General features: G+C 52.0%; 11 protein-coding genes and 2 pseudogenes. 8 read left to right on the top strand and 5 right to left on the bottom strand.

Annotation, left to right across the window (positions count from 1 at the left end):
- Positions 1-52 precede the first annotated feature (52 nt).
- The 3 genes from ACNAOV_RS03890 to ACNAOV_RS03880 form a co-directional block, all read right to left on the bottom strand.
- A complete protein-coding gene (locus ACNAOV_RS03890) occupies positions 53-1,069 on the bottom strand; it encodes an alpha/beta hydrolase (RefSeq protein ID WP_416518026.1) in 1,017 nt (338 codons plus the stop codon).
- Positions 1,070-1,693: 624 nt separating this feature from the next.
- Positions 1,694-3,883, bottom strand: coding sequence for an ArnT family glycosyltransferase (locus ACNAOV_RS03885; RefSeq protein WP_416518025.1), 2,190 nt, complete (start codon positions 3,881-3,883; stop codon positions 1,694-1,696).
- A 207-nt stretch (positions 3,884-4,090) separates the two neighbouring features.
- Entirely contained in the window at positions 4,091-5,092 is a 1,002-nt protein-coding gene (locus tag ACNAOV_RS03880; protein ID WP_416518024.1) for a dolichyl-phosphate beta-glucosyltransferase, read from the bottom strand.
- Positions 5,093-6,269: 1,177 nt separating this feature from the next.
- Here ACNAOV_RS03880 and ACNAOV_RS03875 point away from each other — a divergent pair.
- From ACNAOV_RS03875 to ACNAOV_RS03845, 7 genes are all read left to right on the top strand, one after another.
- Positions 6,270-6,758 (top strand): hypothetical protein, encoded by a 489-nt coding sequence (locus ACNAOV_RS03875; protein WP_416518023.1) that lies wholly within the window; start codon positions 6,270-6,272, stop codon positions 6,756-6,758.
- On the top strand, positions 6,751-6,939 hold the full coding sequence (locus ACNAOV_RS03870) for a helix-turn-helix transcriptional regulator (protein ID WP_416518022.1): 189 nt from the start codon (positions 6,751-6,753) through the stop codon (positions 6,937-6,939). Before ACNAOV_RS03875 ends, ACNAOV_RS03870 begins: the two co-directional genes overlap by 8 nt.
- A gap of 893 nt (positions 6,940-7,832) precedes the next feature.
- Positions 7,833-8,075, top strand: a complete 243-nt coding sequence (locus ACNAOV_RS03865; protein WP_416518021.1) for a hypothetical protein — start codon at positions 7,833-7,835, stop codon at positions 8,073-8,075.
- A 1,065-nt stretch (positions 8,076-9,140) separates the two neighbouring features.
- Positions 9,141-10,721, top strand: a complete 1,581-nt coding sequence (locus tag ACNAOV_RS03860; protein ID WP_416518020.1) for an ATP-binding cassette domain-containing protein — start codon at positions 9,141-9,143, stop codon at positions 10,719-10,721.
- Between the two features lie 1,315 nt (positions 10,722-12,036).
- The gene (locus tag ACNAOV_RS03855) at positions 12,037-12,702 is read left to right on the top strand and encodes a hypothetical protein (RefSeq protein WP_416518019.1); all 666 of its coding nucleotides are present in this window, start codon (positions 12,037-12,039) and stop codon (positions 12,700-12,702) included.
- Between the two features lie 76 nt (positions 12,703-12,778).
- On the top strand, positions 12,779-14,017 hold the full coding sequence (locus tag ACNAOV_RS03850; protein WP_416518018.1) for a macrolide family glycosyltransferase: 1,239 nt from the start codon (positions 12,779-12,781) through the stop codon (positions 14,015-14,017).
- 301 nt (positions 14,018-14,318) lie between these two features.
- The gene (locus ACNAOV_RS03845) at positions 14,319-14,909 is read left to right on the top strand and encodes a helix-turn-helix transcriptional regulator (RefSeq protein ID WP_416518017.1); all 591 of its coding nucleotides are present in this window, start codon (positions 14,319-14,321) and stop codon (positions 14,907-14,909) included.
- Between the two features lie 836 nt (positions 14,910-15,745).
- Here the strand turns inward: ACNAOV_RS03845 and ACNAOV_RS03840 are convergent.
- Positions 15,746-16,099: pseudogene (locus ACNAOV_RS03840) on the bottom strand (transposase); the annotation flags it as partial.
- Between the two features lie 759 nt (positions 16,100-16,858).
- Here ACNAOV_RS03840 and ACNAOV_RS03835 point away from each other — a divergent pair.
- On the top strand, positions 16,859-17,380 hold the full coding sequence (locus ACNAOV_RS03835; protein WP_416518016.1) for a hypothetical protein: 522 nt from the start codon (positions 16,859-16,861) through the stop codon (positions 17,378-17,380).
- Positions 17,381-17,891: 511 nt separating this feature from the next.
- Here ACNAOV_RS03835 and ACNAOV_RS03830 read toward each other — a convergent pair.
- Positions 17,892-19,054: pseudogene (locus ACNAOV_RS03830) on the bottom strand (IS1249 family transposase).
- Between the last annotated feature and the right edge of the window lie 459 nt (positions 19,055-19,513).

The following is a 19,513-nucleotide window of genomic DNA, read 5'->3' as shown; positions in this document are numbered from 1 at the left end:
GCGGGCTTATCCGTAGATGGAAGAGGACTACATCCAGCTGTATTTTTTCAGCTTAATCCATATATTGGCGATAGAAGTCTGCCATTTGGTTCATCAACGGCACATCCATTTCGAAGCCCTTCGACTTGTCGAAATGCTTAGCTGAATATGCGTTGTAGCTTTCGTTAGAAGGCTTTTGACCGAGTAGCTTCATGTGCTCCTTGTATTCCTGGTCGAATTGCTTTCGGTATCGCACCGAGTTCTGGGAATAGTAGACATAGGCGTGCCCGCGATCCTGGTATTCACGGAACCGGAATCGTGGATTGGACTGAAATTCCTCATGGAAGAGGTCATAACTATATCTGACCGGTACCACCTGATCATCCCGGCTCTGAGTGATGAAAATTCCCGCCTTGGATTTCTTCAAGCCATCCAAAGCGGTATAGCCCGCAAACTTCCCGAACCTTACATGCTCATACAAGCTCAAGCAGGGCAGGATGAGCGAGACGGCAGGGCCAGCGATTTTTCTACCAGGCTGACGCATCATATCAATCGAGCGATTGAATCCAGAAACCATGACTGCAGCCTTGACCTCTGGGTGAAGGTTGAGAACAGCGCCAACAGCATAGCCTCCCCAGCTCTGTCCGAACAGGAAAAGAGGAAGGCCCTTATATGATTGCTCACCCTCGACGAAACGAAGAGCCTGATCAAGATCCTCGACTCCTTGAGGAAGGCCCCTGACGGACTTGCCGGCGCTTTCATCGTTGCCGGTGGCGTCATAGGCGAAGACCAGGAAGCCTTGGGCGGTAAAATAGTTGGCAACATCCATGTAGGTATTCTGTCCGCCGCCACCGAAACCATGAGCAATGACCACGAGGCCCTCAGCCTTGTCCCCAGGCTGGTTTGGATTCTCTCTTGAATACTGATATCCAGCCAGTTTCTTACCCTCCTTGGACCTAAAGACGCAACGCTTCATGCGCAAGCCGGGGAAGTCTGCGAGCGTATATCGCATCCAGCCGGGAGTGTTATACCGTTTTCCGAAAGTGTCCTCATAGACCAAAATGGAAGCCCCTGGCAGAATGACTGCCAAGACGAGAACAAGTACTATTGCCAGGGCAAGGAGGACCCACCTCCATTTGCGTTTGGACTTTGTCCCGTCCGTTTTTTTGGACATTTCACTCCCTGATCGACACCCCATTGTCTGCTTGTATAGTTATAAATTCTATAACTATGAAGCCAGGCCGATTAAATGGTATCTCAGCGCTGCAATCGGCTGTTTGTGAGTATTTGTCCTTCTATTTGCGTCACAGAGGTAGTCAAAGTCTTATTGATCCTCGCTCATTTGGGAATGGTTCTATTTGTAAGAATCACGCACTACCGTGCAATGCAGACCATTGCAACGCAGACCAGCGTGATGAAATCAATGGCGCTATTGAGTTTGACCTGAAGTGACTTGGTCTGCAATAACTGGTCTTGCACTAATCAGACGTAAATACCGTCCTATATTGATCAATAAGAAATGAGCGGGCTGGGATAGTCCCAGTCCGCTCACTGCTTAGCTCTTAACTGCTTTGCACTTTTCACCGCGCAAACGAGGCAACTACTCGCAACCTACAGATTAGAAGTCAGTAGCTCGTCTCATCTTTATCCTGTTATCGCAAACGAAGGGAGTAGCTTTTGGATAGTTCGGCCCTCTTTGCGCTCAGCTGGCCTGCTACTGGGTCAAATCATAAATGGTGACGCCATCAACCGTGTTTGCGGTATAGTGCTTGGCCACCCACTGTGAGATTTGCGTGGCAGTGTCTGAACCCCCCATCTGATGGCCGCCCATCTCACCAGCTATGTAGTAATGAATCTGCTTATCCTTCACGTACTGCTTGAACTGTTCCAAGCTGGGGTAGGGGTCGGAACCATTGAACCCGCCAATGGCCATGACCGGCTTTTGAGAAGCCAGCTGATAGCCCGCCGCCTGCTGGGATCCTGTCGTGGCCGCGGCCCAGCGATAGGAGTCGGATGACTTTTCCAGTTTGGCGACGATCTTGGAACTGGACCGGCCTCCACCAAGCAGACTTCCTCCTTTCATCCTTCCTCCTTCTGGTCCACCCTGGAATCCAGATTGGCTTCTGCGCTGTGAACGCATGGAGGGCGCACCCGAAGGGCTGGATTCCCCTTGTGGCCCCGAGGAATCCTGGCCCATTGGACCTGGTCCTTGAGAACCCATGCTGGGAGCCTGTTGACCATTAGAACTGCCGCCAGGCATCTGGCCCTGCTGGCGTGACTGACCCTGCTGATTCATCGGGTCTTGGCCCATTAAATATGAACCCATGGGACCGCCGTCACCACCAGGTATGCCTTGCTGCATATTGCCAGGTGCCATGCCGCCTGCCTGCCCACCGCCAGGCTGACCGCCACCAGGAGCACCCCCGGGCATACCAACGGGGCCGCCACCCATGCTCCCTGAAGTCAGGCTGGGTCCGGCCAGGACGATTGATCCCATGTGTCCTTGGGATACGGTGTACAGCGTCCATGCAGCAGGGCCAGCCATAAGCCCTATGACTGAGAGAATCAAGGCTGCAAGAGCGAGTCGTCGTATTCGCAACAGTCCAGCCAGGGCAAAACCGAGGGCGCCCATGAGACCGATTATGAGAATGGCCCACTTGAGCCAGGGGAGCCACTGGGATCGACCTGCCAGGCTGAAATCCCAGAAGGCCGTGAAGGCGATAAGAATCGGCGTGACGATCCTGGCCCAGAGCTTATCCCGGGCGATCCACAGACTGAATGCACCGATAGCCACCAGAGCAGCCAGGGCAGGAGCCAGAGCCACGGTGTAATACTGGTGGAAAATGCCGGCCATAAAGCTGAAAATAAGCCAGGTGACGGTGAGCCAACCTCCGAACGCAATGACGCTGGCCCTGCGCACGTCAGTGCGAACGGCCCTGCCGATAACCAGCAAGCTGATGACAATGCCTGCGAAAGCCAAAGGAGCCAACCAGGAAATCTGCGTACCGAACTCGCCGCTGAACAGACGATTGAGGCCAGTCTGGCCCCACATGCTACCACCGCGACCGCCGCCAGCCGGCATGCCGCCTCCCTCATGACCGTGGCCAGGTATGACGGATCCTTCTTCGCTGCCGGTCAAGCGTCCAAAACCGTTGTAGCCAAAGGTGAGCTCAAGGAAGGAGTTGCGCTGGGAGCCGCCTATATAAGGTCTGTCGCTGGCTGGCACGATGACCGTCAGCAGTACCCACCAGCCAGCGGCGACGATCATGGAACCAATGGCAGCCAGTGAATCCAGGATGCGACGAACCATGCCTGTAGGCGATGCCAGAAGAAAAGCCAGGGCAAAGCCAGGCAGTACGAGCAGCGCCTGCAGTTGCTTGGTAAGGAAGCCGAATCCAATCAGAGCACCGGCCAAGACCATCCACCAGGTGCGCTTTCGATTGCCAGAAGGATGGTTGGCATACTCCAGAGATCTGAGGAGTGCATGAGTGGCACCGGTCATCAATAACACCAGCAAGGCATCGGGGTTGTTGAAGCGGAACATGAGCGCGGCTACCGGAGTCAGCATGAAGATGAATCCGGTGACAATGCCCGCCCAGTTGCCCCAGTATCGACGCACGGTGGCATAGAGCAGATAGGTGGTTGCCACCCCCATCAGTGCTTCCGGCAGAAGGATGGCAAAGGAATTCAGGCCAAAGATGCGCACGGAAAGCGCCATCAGCCAGAGGGCTGCCGGCGGCTTGTCCACAGTGATGGCATTACCCGAGTCCAGGGAACCCCAGAGAAAGGCCTTCCAGCTGACCGATCCTGCCTGGGCCGCAGCCGAATAAAACTCATTGGCATACCCGGAGGCCGTGAGGTTGATGAAGAATATTGCACAGGCCGCAAGCAGCATGACACCCATTGCCACCCAGTCTCCACGAGTCCGCCGCGGCAGGATATACGCGCGGGAAGCGTGCTCATCAGCGCCTGCATCTGCGCTTGTCGATTGTGGCGGATTGCAAGCCTGTGAATACGGGGAAAAGCCATAGCTGCTGTTAGAAGCCAATGAAGCGTTCATGATAGGTGAAGTTTGCTCTTTCTGTATGAAATTTCATTTGCTGTCAGCCGCTCAGCAAGCGGCAGCTTCTTTGCCTGGATTCTGCATACGTGAATGCGAATCCCCCTCTTTGGCAGGCAAGAGGGATCCGCGCAGCTCATGCTGACGTATCTGATCCCAGACGGCAGGGGAGTCCAGGTCGACGCGAAGCTCCTCGACCGCTCGGGCCTCCATACCCTCCCTGACCCGATGCATGCCCTCCAGATCCTTCTTTACCGTGTCTGGAATGTCGACTGTCGAGCCGGCATCCTCCACCCAACGAACAGGAAGCTCCAACATGGTCATTCCAGCCTGCTGGGCGCGCACAAGCAGCTCCGTATCGAAGAACCACTCATCATCCTTTACCTGCGGCAGCAGAGCATCCGCAGCCTGGGCAGTGATGGCCTTGAAGCCGCACTGGGCATCATGAAAGGAGACCGCCAGATATGAGCGGAGCATGAGGTTGTAGGTGCGCGAAATGAATTCACGTTTGGGGGAGCGGGTGACCTGAGACTGCGGCATAAGACGCGAGCCAAAGGCGATGTCAGCCCCGCCCTGGAGCAGGGGAAGAATAAGGCTGCCCGTAGAGCCGATGTCGGTGGATAGATCCACGTCCATATATGCGACGACTGCCGCCCTGGAGCTAAGCCAGGCTTGTTTCAGAGCGTACCCGCGACCCTTTCTCGCGAGGTGCAAGGCGCGTACCTGATTGGGACACCAGTCACACAGGGACTTGGCTATCTGCCAACTGGAATCTGTGCTGGCATTGTCCGCAATCACGATATTCCAGCTGAAGGGTGCCAGGTCTCTGGCGTGACGATCCAGAAAGCTGCATAAAGTGGATACGGAATCAGCCAGCTGAACATCCTCGTTGTATATGGGAATGACAATATCGGCGTCGACCGGTTTTGGACTGCCGTAAAAGACAGGCGAATCAACCTCACCCAGTGGGATTTGCCTGTTGCCAGCAGGGCGCCTGTCAGGTACATAGTGCTGCTCGCTGATGTTTCTTTCGAGAATATTCGTTGCGTTCATGACTCATAGTAAACAGCGTCTGCTTGGGATATTCCTCGAACTTGCCTTTATAAACTGATTGGACTCCTTAAAAAGAATCATGAGGATTTCTCAATGTTTGCTGAAACAGCTGTACCAAATAGCAGCAATCAATATCGTTTGTTGAGACCGATCAGCATTGTTTTGCTTGGCTTGTTTCAGGGATTGGGCCAAGACCAATCTCTGAATTACATTTAGGCAAAGGCCATAATCATGCACATTTAAGCTACATCTATAGCATAAAGAATAATGAAGCAATGATTATATGAGCAATGCATCCCACAGCTAAGCATTCTTGGATTTGCCTACTTAGTAGGCTTAGATCAAGTCCTGCAAAAACCGCAATCAGCAATATGGGTTGTCGATTGTCCCAAGCGTGCCTCAATGGCAACTGGGTTCAAACGCAACCAGGCTTCCTCTGCTAATACAAAAGACAACAGGTGTCCTCAATGGGCACTCAAGTTCAGCGAAAACATACAAGTCGAATTACAAGTAAGAGAGGCATCCCGAACAACACGATGAGCAAACTGTCATCCCAATAATCACCTGCGTCATTACCATGACAAAACCGCGAGTTTGGAATACTCGGTCTAATAACTACAGTCAAGCTTTCTGCACAGTAAAGGTAGGATAAACACAATCGCACAATAGGTTATGGTCCCGCAAATTAAACTAATTATTGTATAACGACTTGTTACAAAGTCCTTCCAGATCTTCCCATGGCCCAGGAAATAGTTGCTATCGGTAATAGGCAAAACCCTGCGTAACCGGTATAGACAGAAATTTTCTCATCCTATTGAGGTCACAAGATCTTCCGTGCGCCAAATCTTGATTAATGCAAACATATCAATCTTCTTCGGTTGATGCGTGAGCCCATCACTGTTTCCACAGTATCAGGGGCAAGGGTTTCTAAGATTCTTTTTAGCAGAAAGATCTTTCGCTGACACCCAGAGTGGCTTTCCCCAACAGCCTGGTTTCATAGCGACCGTAAGACCGAAAATAAACTCGAGTCCCACGTCAAATGTCGCAGTAAAAGACGTTAGGTAAACCACGTAAAGTTAAAGATATCAAATTGGCTTGACGTAAAGTTTACTTTACTTTATTCTGATGCTCATACAGGTCGCCCGATCCTGAATTGAGTTCCAAAAAGGAGAAGCCCATGAAGGACAAGAAGAGCAATGACGCAACTGTCGATGTGCAGCACCGATCGTTTGGCACTGTTCGTTTCGGTTCCCGTTCGATGCCAGCGCTCACAACCGCATTGGTTCCAGGCCTAGCAAGCAGCATAGTTCTGGGAATCCTTCTGGCTGGCTTCATGCCACAGTCCGTGCCATGGATGATCAAGGCTCTAATAGTGGCCGTAGTACTTTGTCCCATATCCGTGAGCCTTTGGTGGTTAATTTTGGTGGACCCCGATACCTTGCCTGGATCAAATCCGCATGCAGAAGAGAACATAGAGAGCCACTGGTACGGAAAGGCCGAGCAACTTTCATACCGTATTTTCATCGGGTTGGTGTCGGCTGGTTGCCTGCTGGCCAGTTTGATGGGAGCCGATCAATGGGCTCTTATGCTGGTGTTTGTTCTCATAGGGATGCTCTTGATCCTTGCCCTGTCGTATGCACTTGTGAGGTTCGCCCATCATGGATAACCGCCTGGCAAAAATGCGAAAGGAGCGTGGCTGGTCCCAGGAGCAACTATCAAAAAAACTGGGAGTAAGTCGTCAAACAGTAATTTCGATCGAAAAAGGCCATTTCGACCCTTCACTGCCACTCGCTTTCCGCCTGGCGTACGTATTCGATTCAACCATCGAAAACATATTTCGGCCTTGAAACTCACCCAGCAATCAAACCTCAATTGACCAAAGAAAGCAAAACAAGGTGAGTCGATGCGCTTGCACATAATACGTATCATTCCATCTTTACTAGCTGCAGGGGATTGAAAATGAGTGCCGACCTATTATTGAATGCAATTACAACAGCATCTAGCGGTTATAACAATGAGGACGATTCGCGGATTTAAGCCTGCCGCGCTCCAAGTCATAACATTTCGATCTCAGGTGATATCACCCACATTGACATCCAAGCTCTGCCCGATATGGAAATAATCTTGGAAAGTTCTCCCCATTGGTCAGTGCCTGCGAAAGGGTTGAAAATGGGAAGGAATGAGAATACTCACTCCGGCTTGTAGGGATATCGGCGATAAGCTATAGCGGCGAAAAACAGCCCCCAGCGATCTGGGAGATTATTACAGTGCTGCATCAGAAAGCGCTACACCACAGGAGGATGAGAGGCAGTTGAGCCACGGTTCAAGTATCTGAAATAGCTTCTTTTATGTGCTTGTCCGATTTCGGAGGTGGGTAGTCCCGTGCTGGGATTCGTGCATGCTAATGCAATAAGGAAAGTCCGTCTTCCTTTGTCGAAGCGATGCCAGTTTCGAACGCAGATCATTAGAAGTGGCTTATGTGTTGAAAGTGTAGATACTGGAAGGTAAAGCAATGCTGATAATCATTAGAGAGAATACACGCCATGTGGCGTTATCACCGTTAAGGCTCATTGATGAGGCGAGCTAAACAGAGTAGGCACTAATTTAGATGCGCCGTTTGATGTGTGCTCGATAGTGCCCGTGATAGCTGTGTGCAGACTACATTTACCGTCAAGTTAAATACCCTAAAATTAAATCACCATTAGTAGTCGCAGGCCAATACCGGTGAAAAGGGGTAGTTATGAAAGTGGTTGCAATAATAATGAATGCGGTGAGCATATTAGGCTTGATTGTCACAGCTACCATACAAATTCAGGCTGGCTATTACAGCGACGAGCACCCTAGTCTTTTCACTCAATTCGATTCGTCGCAATCAGATCTTGCGTGGATTTGTGCCTTGTTATTTTTCATTCTTTTCTTATTATCACTTTCAATGCTGATTTACTTTGCAGAACAGGCAAAACGAAAGCCGCCGATTCAATAAGCGCGGCGAAGCCTTTCTCTTTCCCCATGCCTAATATACGTTTCAAGCACGTCATATTTCATACCATTGATCACAGCGACTATAACATTTAATAAGTTTGTCTCAATCAAAATTTCTGACAATAACGCTTGGTATAGCGTAATAGAATAGTTGCAAGAACTCATAATCAGCAAAGCTCAAAGCTATATGTCAGGCGAGTTGGCATAACACTTTCTCTCACAGCTGTCGAACAACTTTACTTGCGACTCAGATGTCTTGCCAGGCCGATGGGATTTGAACCCGCGACTCATTGTTAAGAAAGGCTGCCGTACGTGTATATGCTAGTCACCTTTAACTGTTGCTAGTAACGACTGGAACTCAGCCGACGCGAGCAAGTCCCACTACCAACCGATACAAGCTGAAACCGGTAGGTTAGTTCATCACTTTGTCCAACCTGATTTTCGATCCTTTTACAGACCCCGTAGCGGTCCCCAGCCCACTCCTGGTGTTTGTAAACAGAACAGGAGGGGACCAGCAACCGCAGCCCTGTTGGAGTACATCAGCTCTACCATCTCCCAAGTTCACAACGACTAATGATGAGGGACAAAATCATGCTGATTTCTCAACCAATTCGCCACAGGCAGCCCAGCAACCAACATCTGTCTGAAACTGCGATGCAAAGGAGGAGACTCTGGGCTAAAATTGAGGGAAGAAAGCTATTTTGAGGAACAGCCCCATATGCCAAGGTGTTCCGAGAGAAAGAGGATCTCGACTTGCGCCTGTGATGAGACAGTTGCCCAGGCGGTCAGCGTAGACCGCCGGAATTGGTGAGTCCTGTTCCAATGCACCAACCACGCGTAGTGATCAAAGTACGGACTCGCGGTTCTTTGCGGCGACTGTCGCCAGCAGGGGAGTTTTCAGGCCAAAACTTATGTCACTCGTATTCGCACCATCCACTGCGTTCATGCCAGCATGATGCCAGTGTGCCACAGCTACACGACGATTGGCTGAGCAACCGGCTGACCAGTCACAGCCGACGATTCCCCTAATGATGAACCAGACCGCATCACCATCAGGAGGAAATTCGTGTCGAACCCTAGTATCATCACCATCACCAATCTCAGCTTCGCCTACCCGGACAGCCCATACGACATTTTTGAGCATCTGTCCGCGACCTTGGAGCGGGGCTGGACCGCCCTGCTCGGCGACAACGGCTGCGGCAAAACCACCCTGGCTCTGCTTCTGTGCGGACGCCTATCGCCGACCCAAGGACGAATCAGTCCGGAACCCAGCAGCTTGATCTGCGAATACTGCCCCCAGGCCATCGCCGAACAACCTCGTAACCTGGACGATTTCGCCAACGATTGGTCGCAGCGGGCCGTAGCCGTAAGGCGGACCCTGGGCATAGCAGATGATTGGGCCTACCGGTATTCGACCCTCTCCGGCGGCGAGGCGAAGCGCATCCAAGTAGCCTGCTCCCTCAGCCGTGAACCTGATTTGCTGATCCTGGATGAGCCGACCAACCATGTGGATGCAGCATCTAGGACTCGTATCGGCCAGGCCATGGACAGCTTCGCAGGCATCGGTTTATTAATCTCTCACGACCGGGCCCTGATTGATGCCAGCTGCCCTCGGTCGTTGGTCTTCCGCACACGTCACACACAGGACGGCAATGTGTTGACGCTAACCCAGTTCAAGGGCAGTCTGGCGCAGATCGAGGAGCAGGAAAAGGCCGAGGATCGTCACGTCCAGGAGGAATTGGGTAGCAACCGCCGGGAATTGAACAGGCTCAATCAGTTCAAGGCTGCCCGCTTCCAGAAACTCCAGCATGTAGATGCTCTGAGACAGCAGGGAGGAAGGATCGACCCCCACGACCACGACGCCCGAAACAGTCACAAACTGGCCAGGCCCGGAGCCTCGGGAACGGCAGCCGCCCGCAGCTACCGGCAGGCCGACGCTCGCATCGCCGCAATTAGCAGACAAACCGCCGACCTACAGACTGCCGCCAAACGCTATGACGGGAGCATGAGCCTGCAGGCCGAAGCCAGCCACAAACGTGAATTGGTCCGGGTTGATGGCAGCGACCTACGTGACTGGATGGAGAGACACGGCGTCGAAGACTTCAACCTGTATCTTCGCGGGAATGCAGCTACAGACAGCGGGACAGACAGCCAGCATGGGCCAGCCCTAGAGACCATCAGCATCGGGCCGAAAGACCACATCGGCATCAGTGGTCCGAATGGACGTGGAAAATCCACCTTGCTCGAGCTGCTGGTCGCCGGTCTGCCCACGGATCTACCCCGCCTGATCCTGCCTCAGATCATTGGCTCGGCACGAATACACAGGGCCTTGAAGGACGCGGCCGCACTGCCTGGAGCTCAGAGAAAGAAACTGATGACGGCTTACGCCCAGCTCAACGCTGACCCGGAAGATCTCCTGGCCGGCCACGAACTCTCTGCGGGCGAGGGCCGCAAATTATTGCTGTGCCTGGGATTCTTGGAGCATCCCCAGCTACTGATCCTGGATGAACCGACCAATCATCTGGACCTACGTTCCCAGTCAGCTCTGGCCGAGGTACTGGCACCCTACAAAGGAGCCCTAGTGGTCGTCTCCCACGACGAAAGCCTCCTGGACGCTGTAAGTTCGATACGCTGGGAGGCCAAATGATTCCAGGACACCCAGCAGCCTGATATTGGTGTGCAGGGTAGGGGGCGCGAGTTAGTGAAATTCCGGTTGTATTGTGCCTTCATATAAAAATGCCACCCTCAATCTGCCACAGCGCAGTGCAGAGAAAGAGCAAATAATACCGGAAGGCCGGCGAAATACCAAATACGCGCCCAACGTCCGGGAATAAAAAAAATTCCAAGGCCAAAAACCTTGGATTCGTTGATTTGACCGTGCCGGCGGGATTTGAACTAGCGACCTCTTGTTGAAAAAGGCTGTTGTACGTGTACATACTAGCTGCCCGTAACTGCTGTTAATAACGACTGGAATACTGCCGATACTAGCGTATTCCGAGTACTAACTGATACGAGCTGAACGGGTACGTCAGTGTATCAATGTGCCCGGAATATGCCCGATTTGGTTTGCAGCCTTATTTCAGTGCAGAGAATCTTATCGATTGTATTCGGAGACGGTCATCAGTGGCGAAAGTATGAAGGGAGTCTGTCGAGAAAATCCAGCAACCACGTTTGCTCTGCTTCGATTGCGGCTTTTTCGCAATAAAAATCTCTTTTATATACGATATCCTCTCTGTCTCCGGTGGAAACCATTTCTCCATTTCTTTATTGAATGATTTGATAAATGAGGAATAATACTGTAACGGTTTTGGCAAGCATTTGATATTTCTTCCTGAGACAGGAAAGGAATGAATAACAGTATCGACATGAGGCCGCCTGGCTGAGGGTTGGTGGTATTGAACTCTTGCTTCCCTTGTTCAGTTGTGCAATACAGATATTGTGTAGGCCGAATTTCGTCTTTACGGTTGAATCGAATTTCAACATGCCATTATTTGCCAGGGTTTTCAACTGGTTGTAGACGGAAGCTTTCGCTATGCCGGCCTATAGATTCGCATTCCAATTTTTGAGTTCCTTCTCGATTTCGTATCCGTATGACGGTTCCCGTAGGATGACCACTCCGAGAACCAAAAGTCTTGTGATGTTTACGCCCACCGTAACTCCATACCGCCAATATTCGTCCATTCAGATAGTAAAAGCTGACTATCAGTGTATCTGTCTTATAGTTGACCGTTCGACAGAATGAATATGTAGTCAAATTTGTCTAATATGTAGTGCTTGCACTAGGCCCGATTGATCCGGCTGGAATTTCGTTTCAACCCACTTACTTACATTGTTGAAGGTGCCAGGCAAGCGGTAGGCTTCGGAATGGATGGAGGAATGACGGTGTCCATAGTTGTCGCCTTCGTCCTTGCTGTCATCTGTTTCGAGGCAGCCGTACAAGCGTTCAGGGGGGAGAGTAGAACATGATAGACGTAAAAAGCCTTCATAAATATATGGAATTGGATCAACTCAGTTCGATATCAACATCAACCAGTGATATACAAATAATTGTTTTGTCTTCGCAATATCCTGGTATTTATTTTCGCTCTTGTGACCAAGGCAACTTCACCACAAGCAAGACGCATGGAAATACTCTGACCATTGCACAACGGTTTCCGATCTGGAGAAACAAGGCAGATAGGGGAAGACCCTCATTATTTTGGTTGTGGACTCATCCTTCGCTGGTGATCGCTCTATCGCAGCATCACATACTGGATGAGCTGAATATTCAGGTTTCATCTGGTTCCGCCCGTATTGATGGCATCAATGTCCGAAAACTTGGAGGTCAGTTTTCCGGTGGATCCTTACAGATACAGCACAGTTCATGCATATCCGCGACGTTCTCCGTAACCAACAGCAGTATCAGCTCAACATCATTACAGGTGAAGGAAGAGTGTTCAATTTCTGCTTCATCATCAAGGGTGACTTTATATGAAAGTCATCAACCAGAAAACGGATATCATGTAAAGTCTATTAATGGATCATTGCTTCTAGGGTCTCGGTGTTTGTCTGGAACTGTTGTTGAGAAAAAAGCAGGCACCCCACTATATGTGATTGAAAGTGATGCTTCACGAGTGGAAATTCTCTAGGTCCCAGAGAACGAATAAGTACGTTATTCCAGTAAGACGATGATGTTGGATCCACAGTAAGAGGACGGTGTGGTGTATGGAGCAAGGCAGTGACAGGGTATTGGACAACACCGAGATCTACGCCCACCGGCCAAGGAGACTGCTGATGGTGAATCTGCCTTATCAGGGGCACATGAACCCGACTCTGGCTACGGTTCGGACTCTGATGGGGAAGGGATACAGGGTTGACTATATCGCTGATCCGCGCTGGCGGGAGGCGGTGGAGGCCACCGGAGCGCGGTTCATCTCTTATGATTCCTATAGTGAGCACCCCGGCAGGTTCGAGAGTTCAGTCAAGTCGATCGCCCAGGCCGCGCGCACTGTCTTACGAGTGGGCAGGGAGGGAAAGTACAGCGCATTGCTCTACGAGGGCTTCTTCGTCTACGGCAAGACACTGGCCGACCGACTCGGGCTGCCCTCCATCCGCCTCAACTCCATCTTCGCATACACGCCCAAAGTCTTGGAAACAATCACCGCCACCGGCGGCTGGCATGTCTCGCTCATGCTCAAGGGCGGCTTGGCGTTGAAGCTGCTTTCCCGCCTGATGCATCGCCGGGGGTTGATCGAGAGCGATGACCTGGTTCGGGAGATGGTCGCCAACCTGCCCACCATGACCTACGTTTATACGGCCGAGTCCTTCCAGATGGACCACGAGAGCCTGCCTGCGGATCGATTCCACTTCATCGGCCCCTCCCTGGACGGGCGACCTCGCACAGACGAGACGGTCGACCGGCTGGTGGAGGAGGCCGGGGACCGGCCGATCATCTATGCCTCACTGGGCACGCTCTTCAACGACTTCACCAAGTTCTACCTGGACTGCATCCGGGCTTTCGGCGACCAGCCGGTCGAGGTGGTCATGGCCGTCGGCTCCAGGTTCGACCGATCCAAGCTCGGCCGCATCCCCGGCAACTTCCACATCTACGATTCAGTCAACCAGCTGGCGGTACTTGACCACACTTCTCTCTTTATCACCCACGGCGGCATGAACAGCGTCAACGAAGCCCTCTACAGCCAGGTGCCCATGGTCCTGGTGCCCATGGCCGACGACCAGCCAGCCGTCGCCGGGCGGGTCCAGGAGCTGGAACTGGGCCGGGTCATCCGCCGTCAGGACCTGTCCTCCAAGACCTTGGCCCATACTGCCCGAGAGGTCATGAATAGCCACCGGATCCGCGAATCCTTGGCGGCGATGGCGACAGAAATGAAATCCAGCGGCGGCAACATCCGCCTCGCGAGTGAACTCGACGACCTACTGTGCGAAGATTCACTTCAAGGATGATGTACCACCGCCTCCGCCGAGGTCAGCAGCTAGGCAATGGGCAATAAGAGGAGAGTGCTTGGTGCGGCGCTGATAGCCCATCTGGGGATGTTTGTCCAACCTCTATTGAGACTGAATTATGCCGATAATCCTTGAAAAACAAGGGTGTCAAAGACTTTTGGCGGGGGAATTTTTGGTATGGAGGGGGGTGTGTTGATAGCTTGAAGGGGTCGGACCTGCGCAGGCCTCGATGATGCAGGCGCATGGTCATCAACTAACATCGATCAGCGGACGATGGCCGGGGAAGGCGGGTGGCAGGGGTATGGAACTGGGCAGTCAGATTCGCCGGTATCGCTCGGAGCGGGGCATGTCCCAGGACGATCTTGCGGGGAGGATATTTGTGTCCCGCCAGACCATATCCAACTGGGAGAACGACCGTACCTACCCGGACGTGCAGAACCTGCTCCTCCTGTCCAACCTCTTCGACGTGAGCGTCGACCAGCTGATCAAAGGAGACCTCGACACCATGAAGCAGGCGCTCGATAAAGACGTACGAAGCATGAAGATCCTGAACATGATCCTCTCTGGCCTGGCCGCGGTCATCTTCATCGTGGATGGGCTGGTGCTGTATGGGGTCGCAGTTGCCAAGCGGGAGTGGCCGTGGCCGCTTTCACTCATGGGGCTCCTCGCCCTCCTGGTCCTGTTCGGAATGATCATCGGCCTTGAGGAGAACATCAAACGACGAAACGATATCCGGACCTACAGGGAGATCAAGGCTTTCCTGGCGGGTGAAGAGGTGGACCGATCTGATCGTGTCCATATGCCCAGCCTGAGGAAGAGGCTGTTGTTTCTGCTGCTCGTAATCGTGGTCTGCGCTGTTGCCGGGTACGCTCTTGCGGCCCTGCTCTGGTGACAGCCGTCCTCGGCTGGCAACGGGAAACGGGGGCTTTACCTGTACCAACTGGCCGGATAAGGCCACGACAAGAAGGTAGCTTTGTCCCAGCAAGCAGCCCGGGCAGATCTTCTTCTTGCTTTGACCTCAGGTGCATTTAAGGTCCAGCCGCCAACCGTTGCAGAGTGATAGCGGGCTCTCATACAAGCATGCAGCCTGATTTGCCATACAGCACACTTGACTCAGTACAGTTCCATAAGCTTTGTTTTGGTGTATAACCCGAAACACAGTACGGCCGAAATGAGCTGGGAAGGGAACCTTGCACAAGCAATGCGCCCGAAATGTGCCCGACTCTGGAAATAAGAGAAGTTCCGAAGCCCAAGCGGCTTGGAACCATTGGTTTCTTGTCGGGCCGGCGGGATTTGAACCCGCGACCCATTGTAAGATAAGCCGCTGTTCTGGTACATGCGATCTGCCTTTAACTGATGCTAATAATCCAAGGTATACAGCCAATCCTAGCATGTTCCGAGTACTAACTGATACGAACTGACGCAGGTACTTATGAGTAGCGAGGTGCCCGAAATGTGCCCGATTTTATTTCACCCTCGCATAGGGTAGTTAGTCAATAGCTCCCCGACAGTGTAACGACAAGTGGGTTGTTGGTTGCGGCCAGCAGTATAAGAAGATTTGAAAATAACGGTGAGCATGAAATGACGAGTAAGCATCTAGTCTGCTCTGATTTCAAGGCAGGAACACCTGTCGTCGGGTGGTCAAGAAATGTAGAAAAGCATCAAAATGTACTCTGACAACCCCGATAATGGGACTGTCTCGTTATGTGTGTAACTGGCGATTTTCATTTAGTAGTCTTTCGCGTCGGGCCAGCGGTCAGCGAAAGTGATGGCGAACGCGTTCAATGCTGGTTTCCATCGCATGGTCCAGCGTACTTGGCCCTTCCCAGTAGGATCCAGTGAGCGTGCCGTGAGGTAGAGACATTTGAGTGCTGCTTGCTCGGTCGGGAAATGACCCCGGGCTCGCACCGACCTTCGGAACCTAGCATTCAAACTTTCGATAGCGTTAGTGGAACAGATGACCGTGCGGATCTCCGCATCATAGTGCAGGAACGGAATGAATTGCCCCCACGCGTTCTCCCATAGTCGTTGAATAGCAGGATACTTTTCGCCCCACTTGTCAAACATGGCATCTCTTGTGGCCTCGGGACTGTGGCAATAAGTGTGTAAGTTTTCAGGAAGATTCTTGGAGTATTGTGTTTACTTTTTCAGCGATCAGTGGCGAGCTGCTCGCGATACCTTATGGCGCAAGCTCCACAAGATAGAACGGCTCAGCAGCACGCGTTATGCTTAGAATTCTGTCTGTTACCAGAACAACAAAGGAATTTCATTTAGTCTGTAGGTTGCGCCAGTAACCACTTTTCTTTAAAATTGTGAAAATAGATTCGCTGGTGAGTCGGTGTCTTCGATAATCCACAGTCTATGGATGGTTAAGAATTGTTTGCAATGCCACATATTCATATGTAGTGCATCTTAAAGAGTCAAAATGGGTTTTGTTTTATCGTTGCAGAAGCAGGCTGGAGAAAATCAAAGGGGCAATAAATACAGTTCCTACAGCTTCTTCTTTTGCCCCAGTAGTTTTAGCCTGGTGCATTGTAAAATTCCAACGCCGCCACTAACAGTAGAATAGGAGGTGAAAGAACATGGGTTACGTCTTCAGTTTACAAAAAACCGCTGAGACTCAATCTAAAGCAAGCCGAGGCAGAGGTATGAGCTCTTACTCGTTCTGCTTCTGCAGTACGCCGAGTGTTGCTTGGTGTAGATAATTCAATGGAATAGTACCTTCATAGTAGGATTCGTATTGAATTAACAAGGAATTTTATCATTAATTGAAAGGCCTGTGCGAGTGAATCCTAGTTTATTTGCCTGCCGGATCTTTTATTTTTGAGACCACCAAAATAAGTGAAAGAGACGACAATGCTTCTTCGATTAATGAGCATCAAAACGTCCAGGAAAGCCGAAGCATTCCTGGCTGCGCTGCTATCTGCTATTCTGTGTATTTCAATTTTATCCGGGTGCGGTCAGGACTCTGGAAAACTATCGCATAGTAACCAATCTTTATCAGTAGAAGAGAGTTCTCAGATTAAGGGCGTTGCCAAGGAATACTTTAAAAACATTTATATGGGTGATGGACAGAAAGCTCTTAGCCTTGGAAGTCATGAGTGCTTAGAGGATTCCTCGGTGAAAGCTAAGTATGCCACCGGATCGACCCTTATGCGTTTTACGAAGAACCGTACAGAAGATTTCAATAAAATCACGAACGGAATCGATGAAGGCAAAGTGATGAAAGGTAGAGATGGCCGAACCGCGGTCTTGACTACTCCTGTCGTCATGGACTTGGGATTTATTAAAGAGGGCGATACATGGAAAGTTGATTATAAAACAGTCAAATCAATCGTCGAAGGGGGTTACATCAAAGAATGAGTGAGCCAATTAATAACGACCACAGTCATAAAAAACTCCCGCATGCGTCAGCGATGACGCAGGTATGCTCGGATGCCCCTGTCCCACGTTGGACCAGCACCTGGGATGCGCTCCTATAGCTTTCCATTGTTATTTACGAATAGGCGTAAAACGTCAAAGAATTGCGCATTATTGCATAGTTATTGCAAAAGTCTGAGGTATTAACAAATTCACAGAAGACAGTGCTTGGGCACATTTTTGAGCAGAAGCACCGTCTCGTTATTTTGAAGCTCCAAGAGCCTGATTGCCGTCCAGCATGGTCGCAGCTATGGGCAAACTTCCATTGTCAAATTCGGATCTCCTTTCCGATAACTACTGCCACTTCACCGGTGCGATTCGGCCACAGATCAGCGTAAGTGCCAGGGTCTCGGTAGCAGAGGCGTGGCCCAGGACGGCCTGGAGGGTCTTCACAGGCCTATAGGAACTAAACGCGTTGTTTTAGGTTCTGTGTGTGGGTTTGGTTGTGTGTTGGTCAGAGTGTGGTGTTGGGGTATCTGACTGGTGTGTGGAACTCGTTCCAGTTGATGGCGGTGCCGTAGTGTTCGGGCTCGTCCTGTTCCTGTCTGGTTTCCCGTTTGGGTGCTGGTTGTGGCTGGTGGTGTTCGTCCCTGATCAGGCTGGCGGGGTCGGGGTTGTCGGTTTTCATGTAGCAGTGCCGTTCGCAGGCGCGTCTCATGTGGCTCTCGGGTGGGCCGTGGTGTTGCAGGAGGGTGCGTTTGATGGGTGAGTCGACTCCTCCTTCCAGCCGGTTGGTGGTGCGTTCCACTGGCCCGCCGGCGGTGGGTTCGGGTTCCGGGAAGGCGAAGAGCTGCCTGTCTTGGAAGAGGTGTTCGGGCCTGCGGTAGCAGCGGCGGAGTTCCTGGTGGGTCCACCACCAGGATTGGTGGCTGGCTTTGGGGTTGGCTGGGTCGTCCTTGGCCATGGTGCGTTCGTCGATGAGGGTTTTCCATCTTTCGTGCCAGGCGTTCAAGGCCTCACCCCAACGCACCGCTTCCTCGATGGTATGGACCCGGGTGGGCTGGTCGGAGAGTCGCTTGAGTTCCTTGCCGGCCTGAAGTCGTGGTTTGAGTGTCGGGTCGGTTTTGGTGGTGCGTTGCACGTGCACCAGGCAGCGTCGGATGCGCGTGCCCGGCCAGCAGGCATGGCAGGCTTTCTGCACGCCGCGAAGGCCGTCGGTGATGAGCACGTCGGGCCCGGGGATGCGGGAGGACAGGGCCGTGTAGGCCGCCGTGTTCTCCTGATGGCACCACTGCCAGTCGATGACCTGGCCCGTCTGCCCGTCGATCGCTATCAGGAGGCACCAGCCGTGTGCCATATACGTGCCGTCGGCCATGAGCGTGTGATGGACCACCCCGTCCGGTGTGATTGCCGGCTTGATGTTCCAGCACCAGCCGACCCGTTTACGCCAGGCCCTGGCGCCCATGGCCCCATCTGTTCCCGGGTCCTGCCCGTCAGCGGCCGGTCCGGGAACTCCCTCAACTGCGCGGCGCGGGCCCGGTCCTGCCTGCGCGCGGTGGACGTGATCGAGCAGGACGGACACATCCAGCGCTGCGTGCCTGATCTGTTGCGCCCATGCTTGCGCATCCGCCCATGGCATATGGGGCAATGCCTGGCCCTCTTCGATCTGGTTCTCATTCCCCAATCGAACAGGAACGGGCACCCCTGCAAGACCCCTATTAACAACCCGACCTATTAACAACCACCCAACACGCTTACAGCCACAAGGCCAAACCCCCAACATAAACAACGCGTTTAGTTCCTATAGCCCAGAATCTCTGAAGTGGGTGTCACTGCTCCAGGAAATCGGTGCAGACGCAGTCGTTAATATCATTCAGAATGGAAGCCACGGGGGAGGATCAGGTAAGTATAGACGCTGGGAAAAGTTTGCTATGCAAACGGCTTGGTGTCTTGACATCATTGGATGCAGCAATTGAAGGTCCATCTCTACTCAAAGGAAAGTTGCCATCTTAAAAGGCGACGTATGGGTACTTAGCTATCAAAGGCAATGAGCAAGTTATTAATATTCAAGAAGCGAGTTAAAACAGAAGTTGACACTGAACCGGGTTCTGATAATATTACTACAAAGCATAGTCC

Source organism: Bifidobacterium asteroides (assembly GCF_048001765.1).
GTDB classification, from domain to species: Bacteria; Actinomycetota; Actinomycetes; order Actinomycetales; family Bifidobacteriaceae; genus Bombiscardovia; species Bombiscardovia asteroides_K.
The sequence above is the reverse complement of the archived record's forward strand: the minus strand, read 5'-3'. Positions and strand labels throughout refer to the sequence as shown.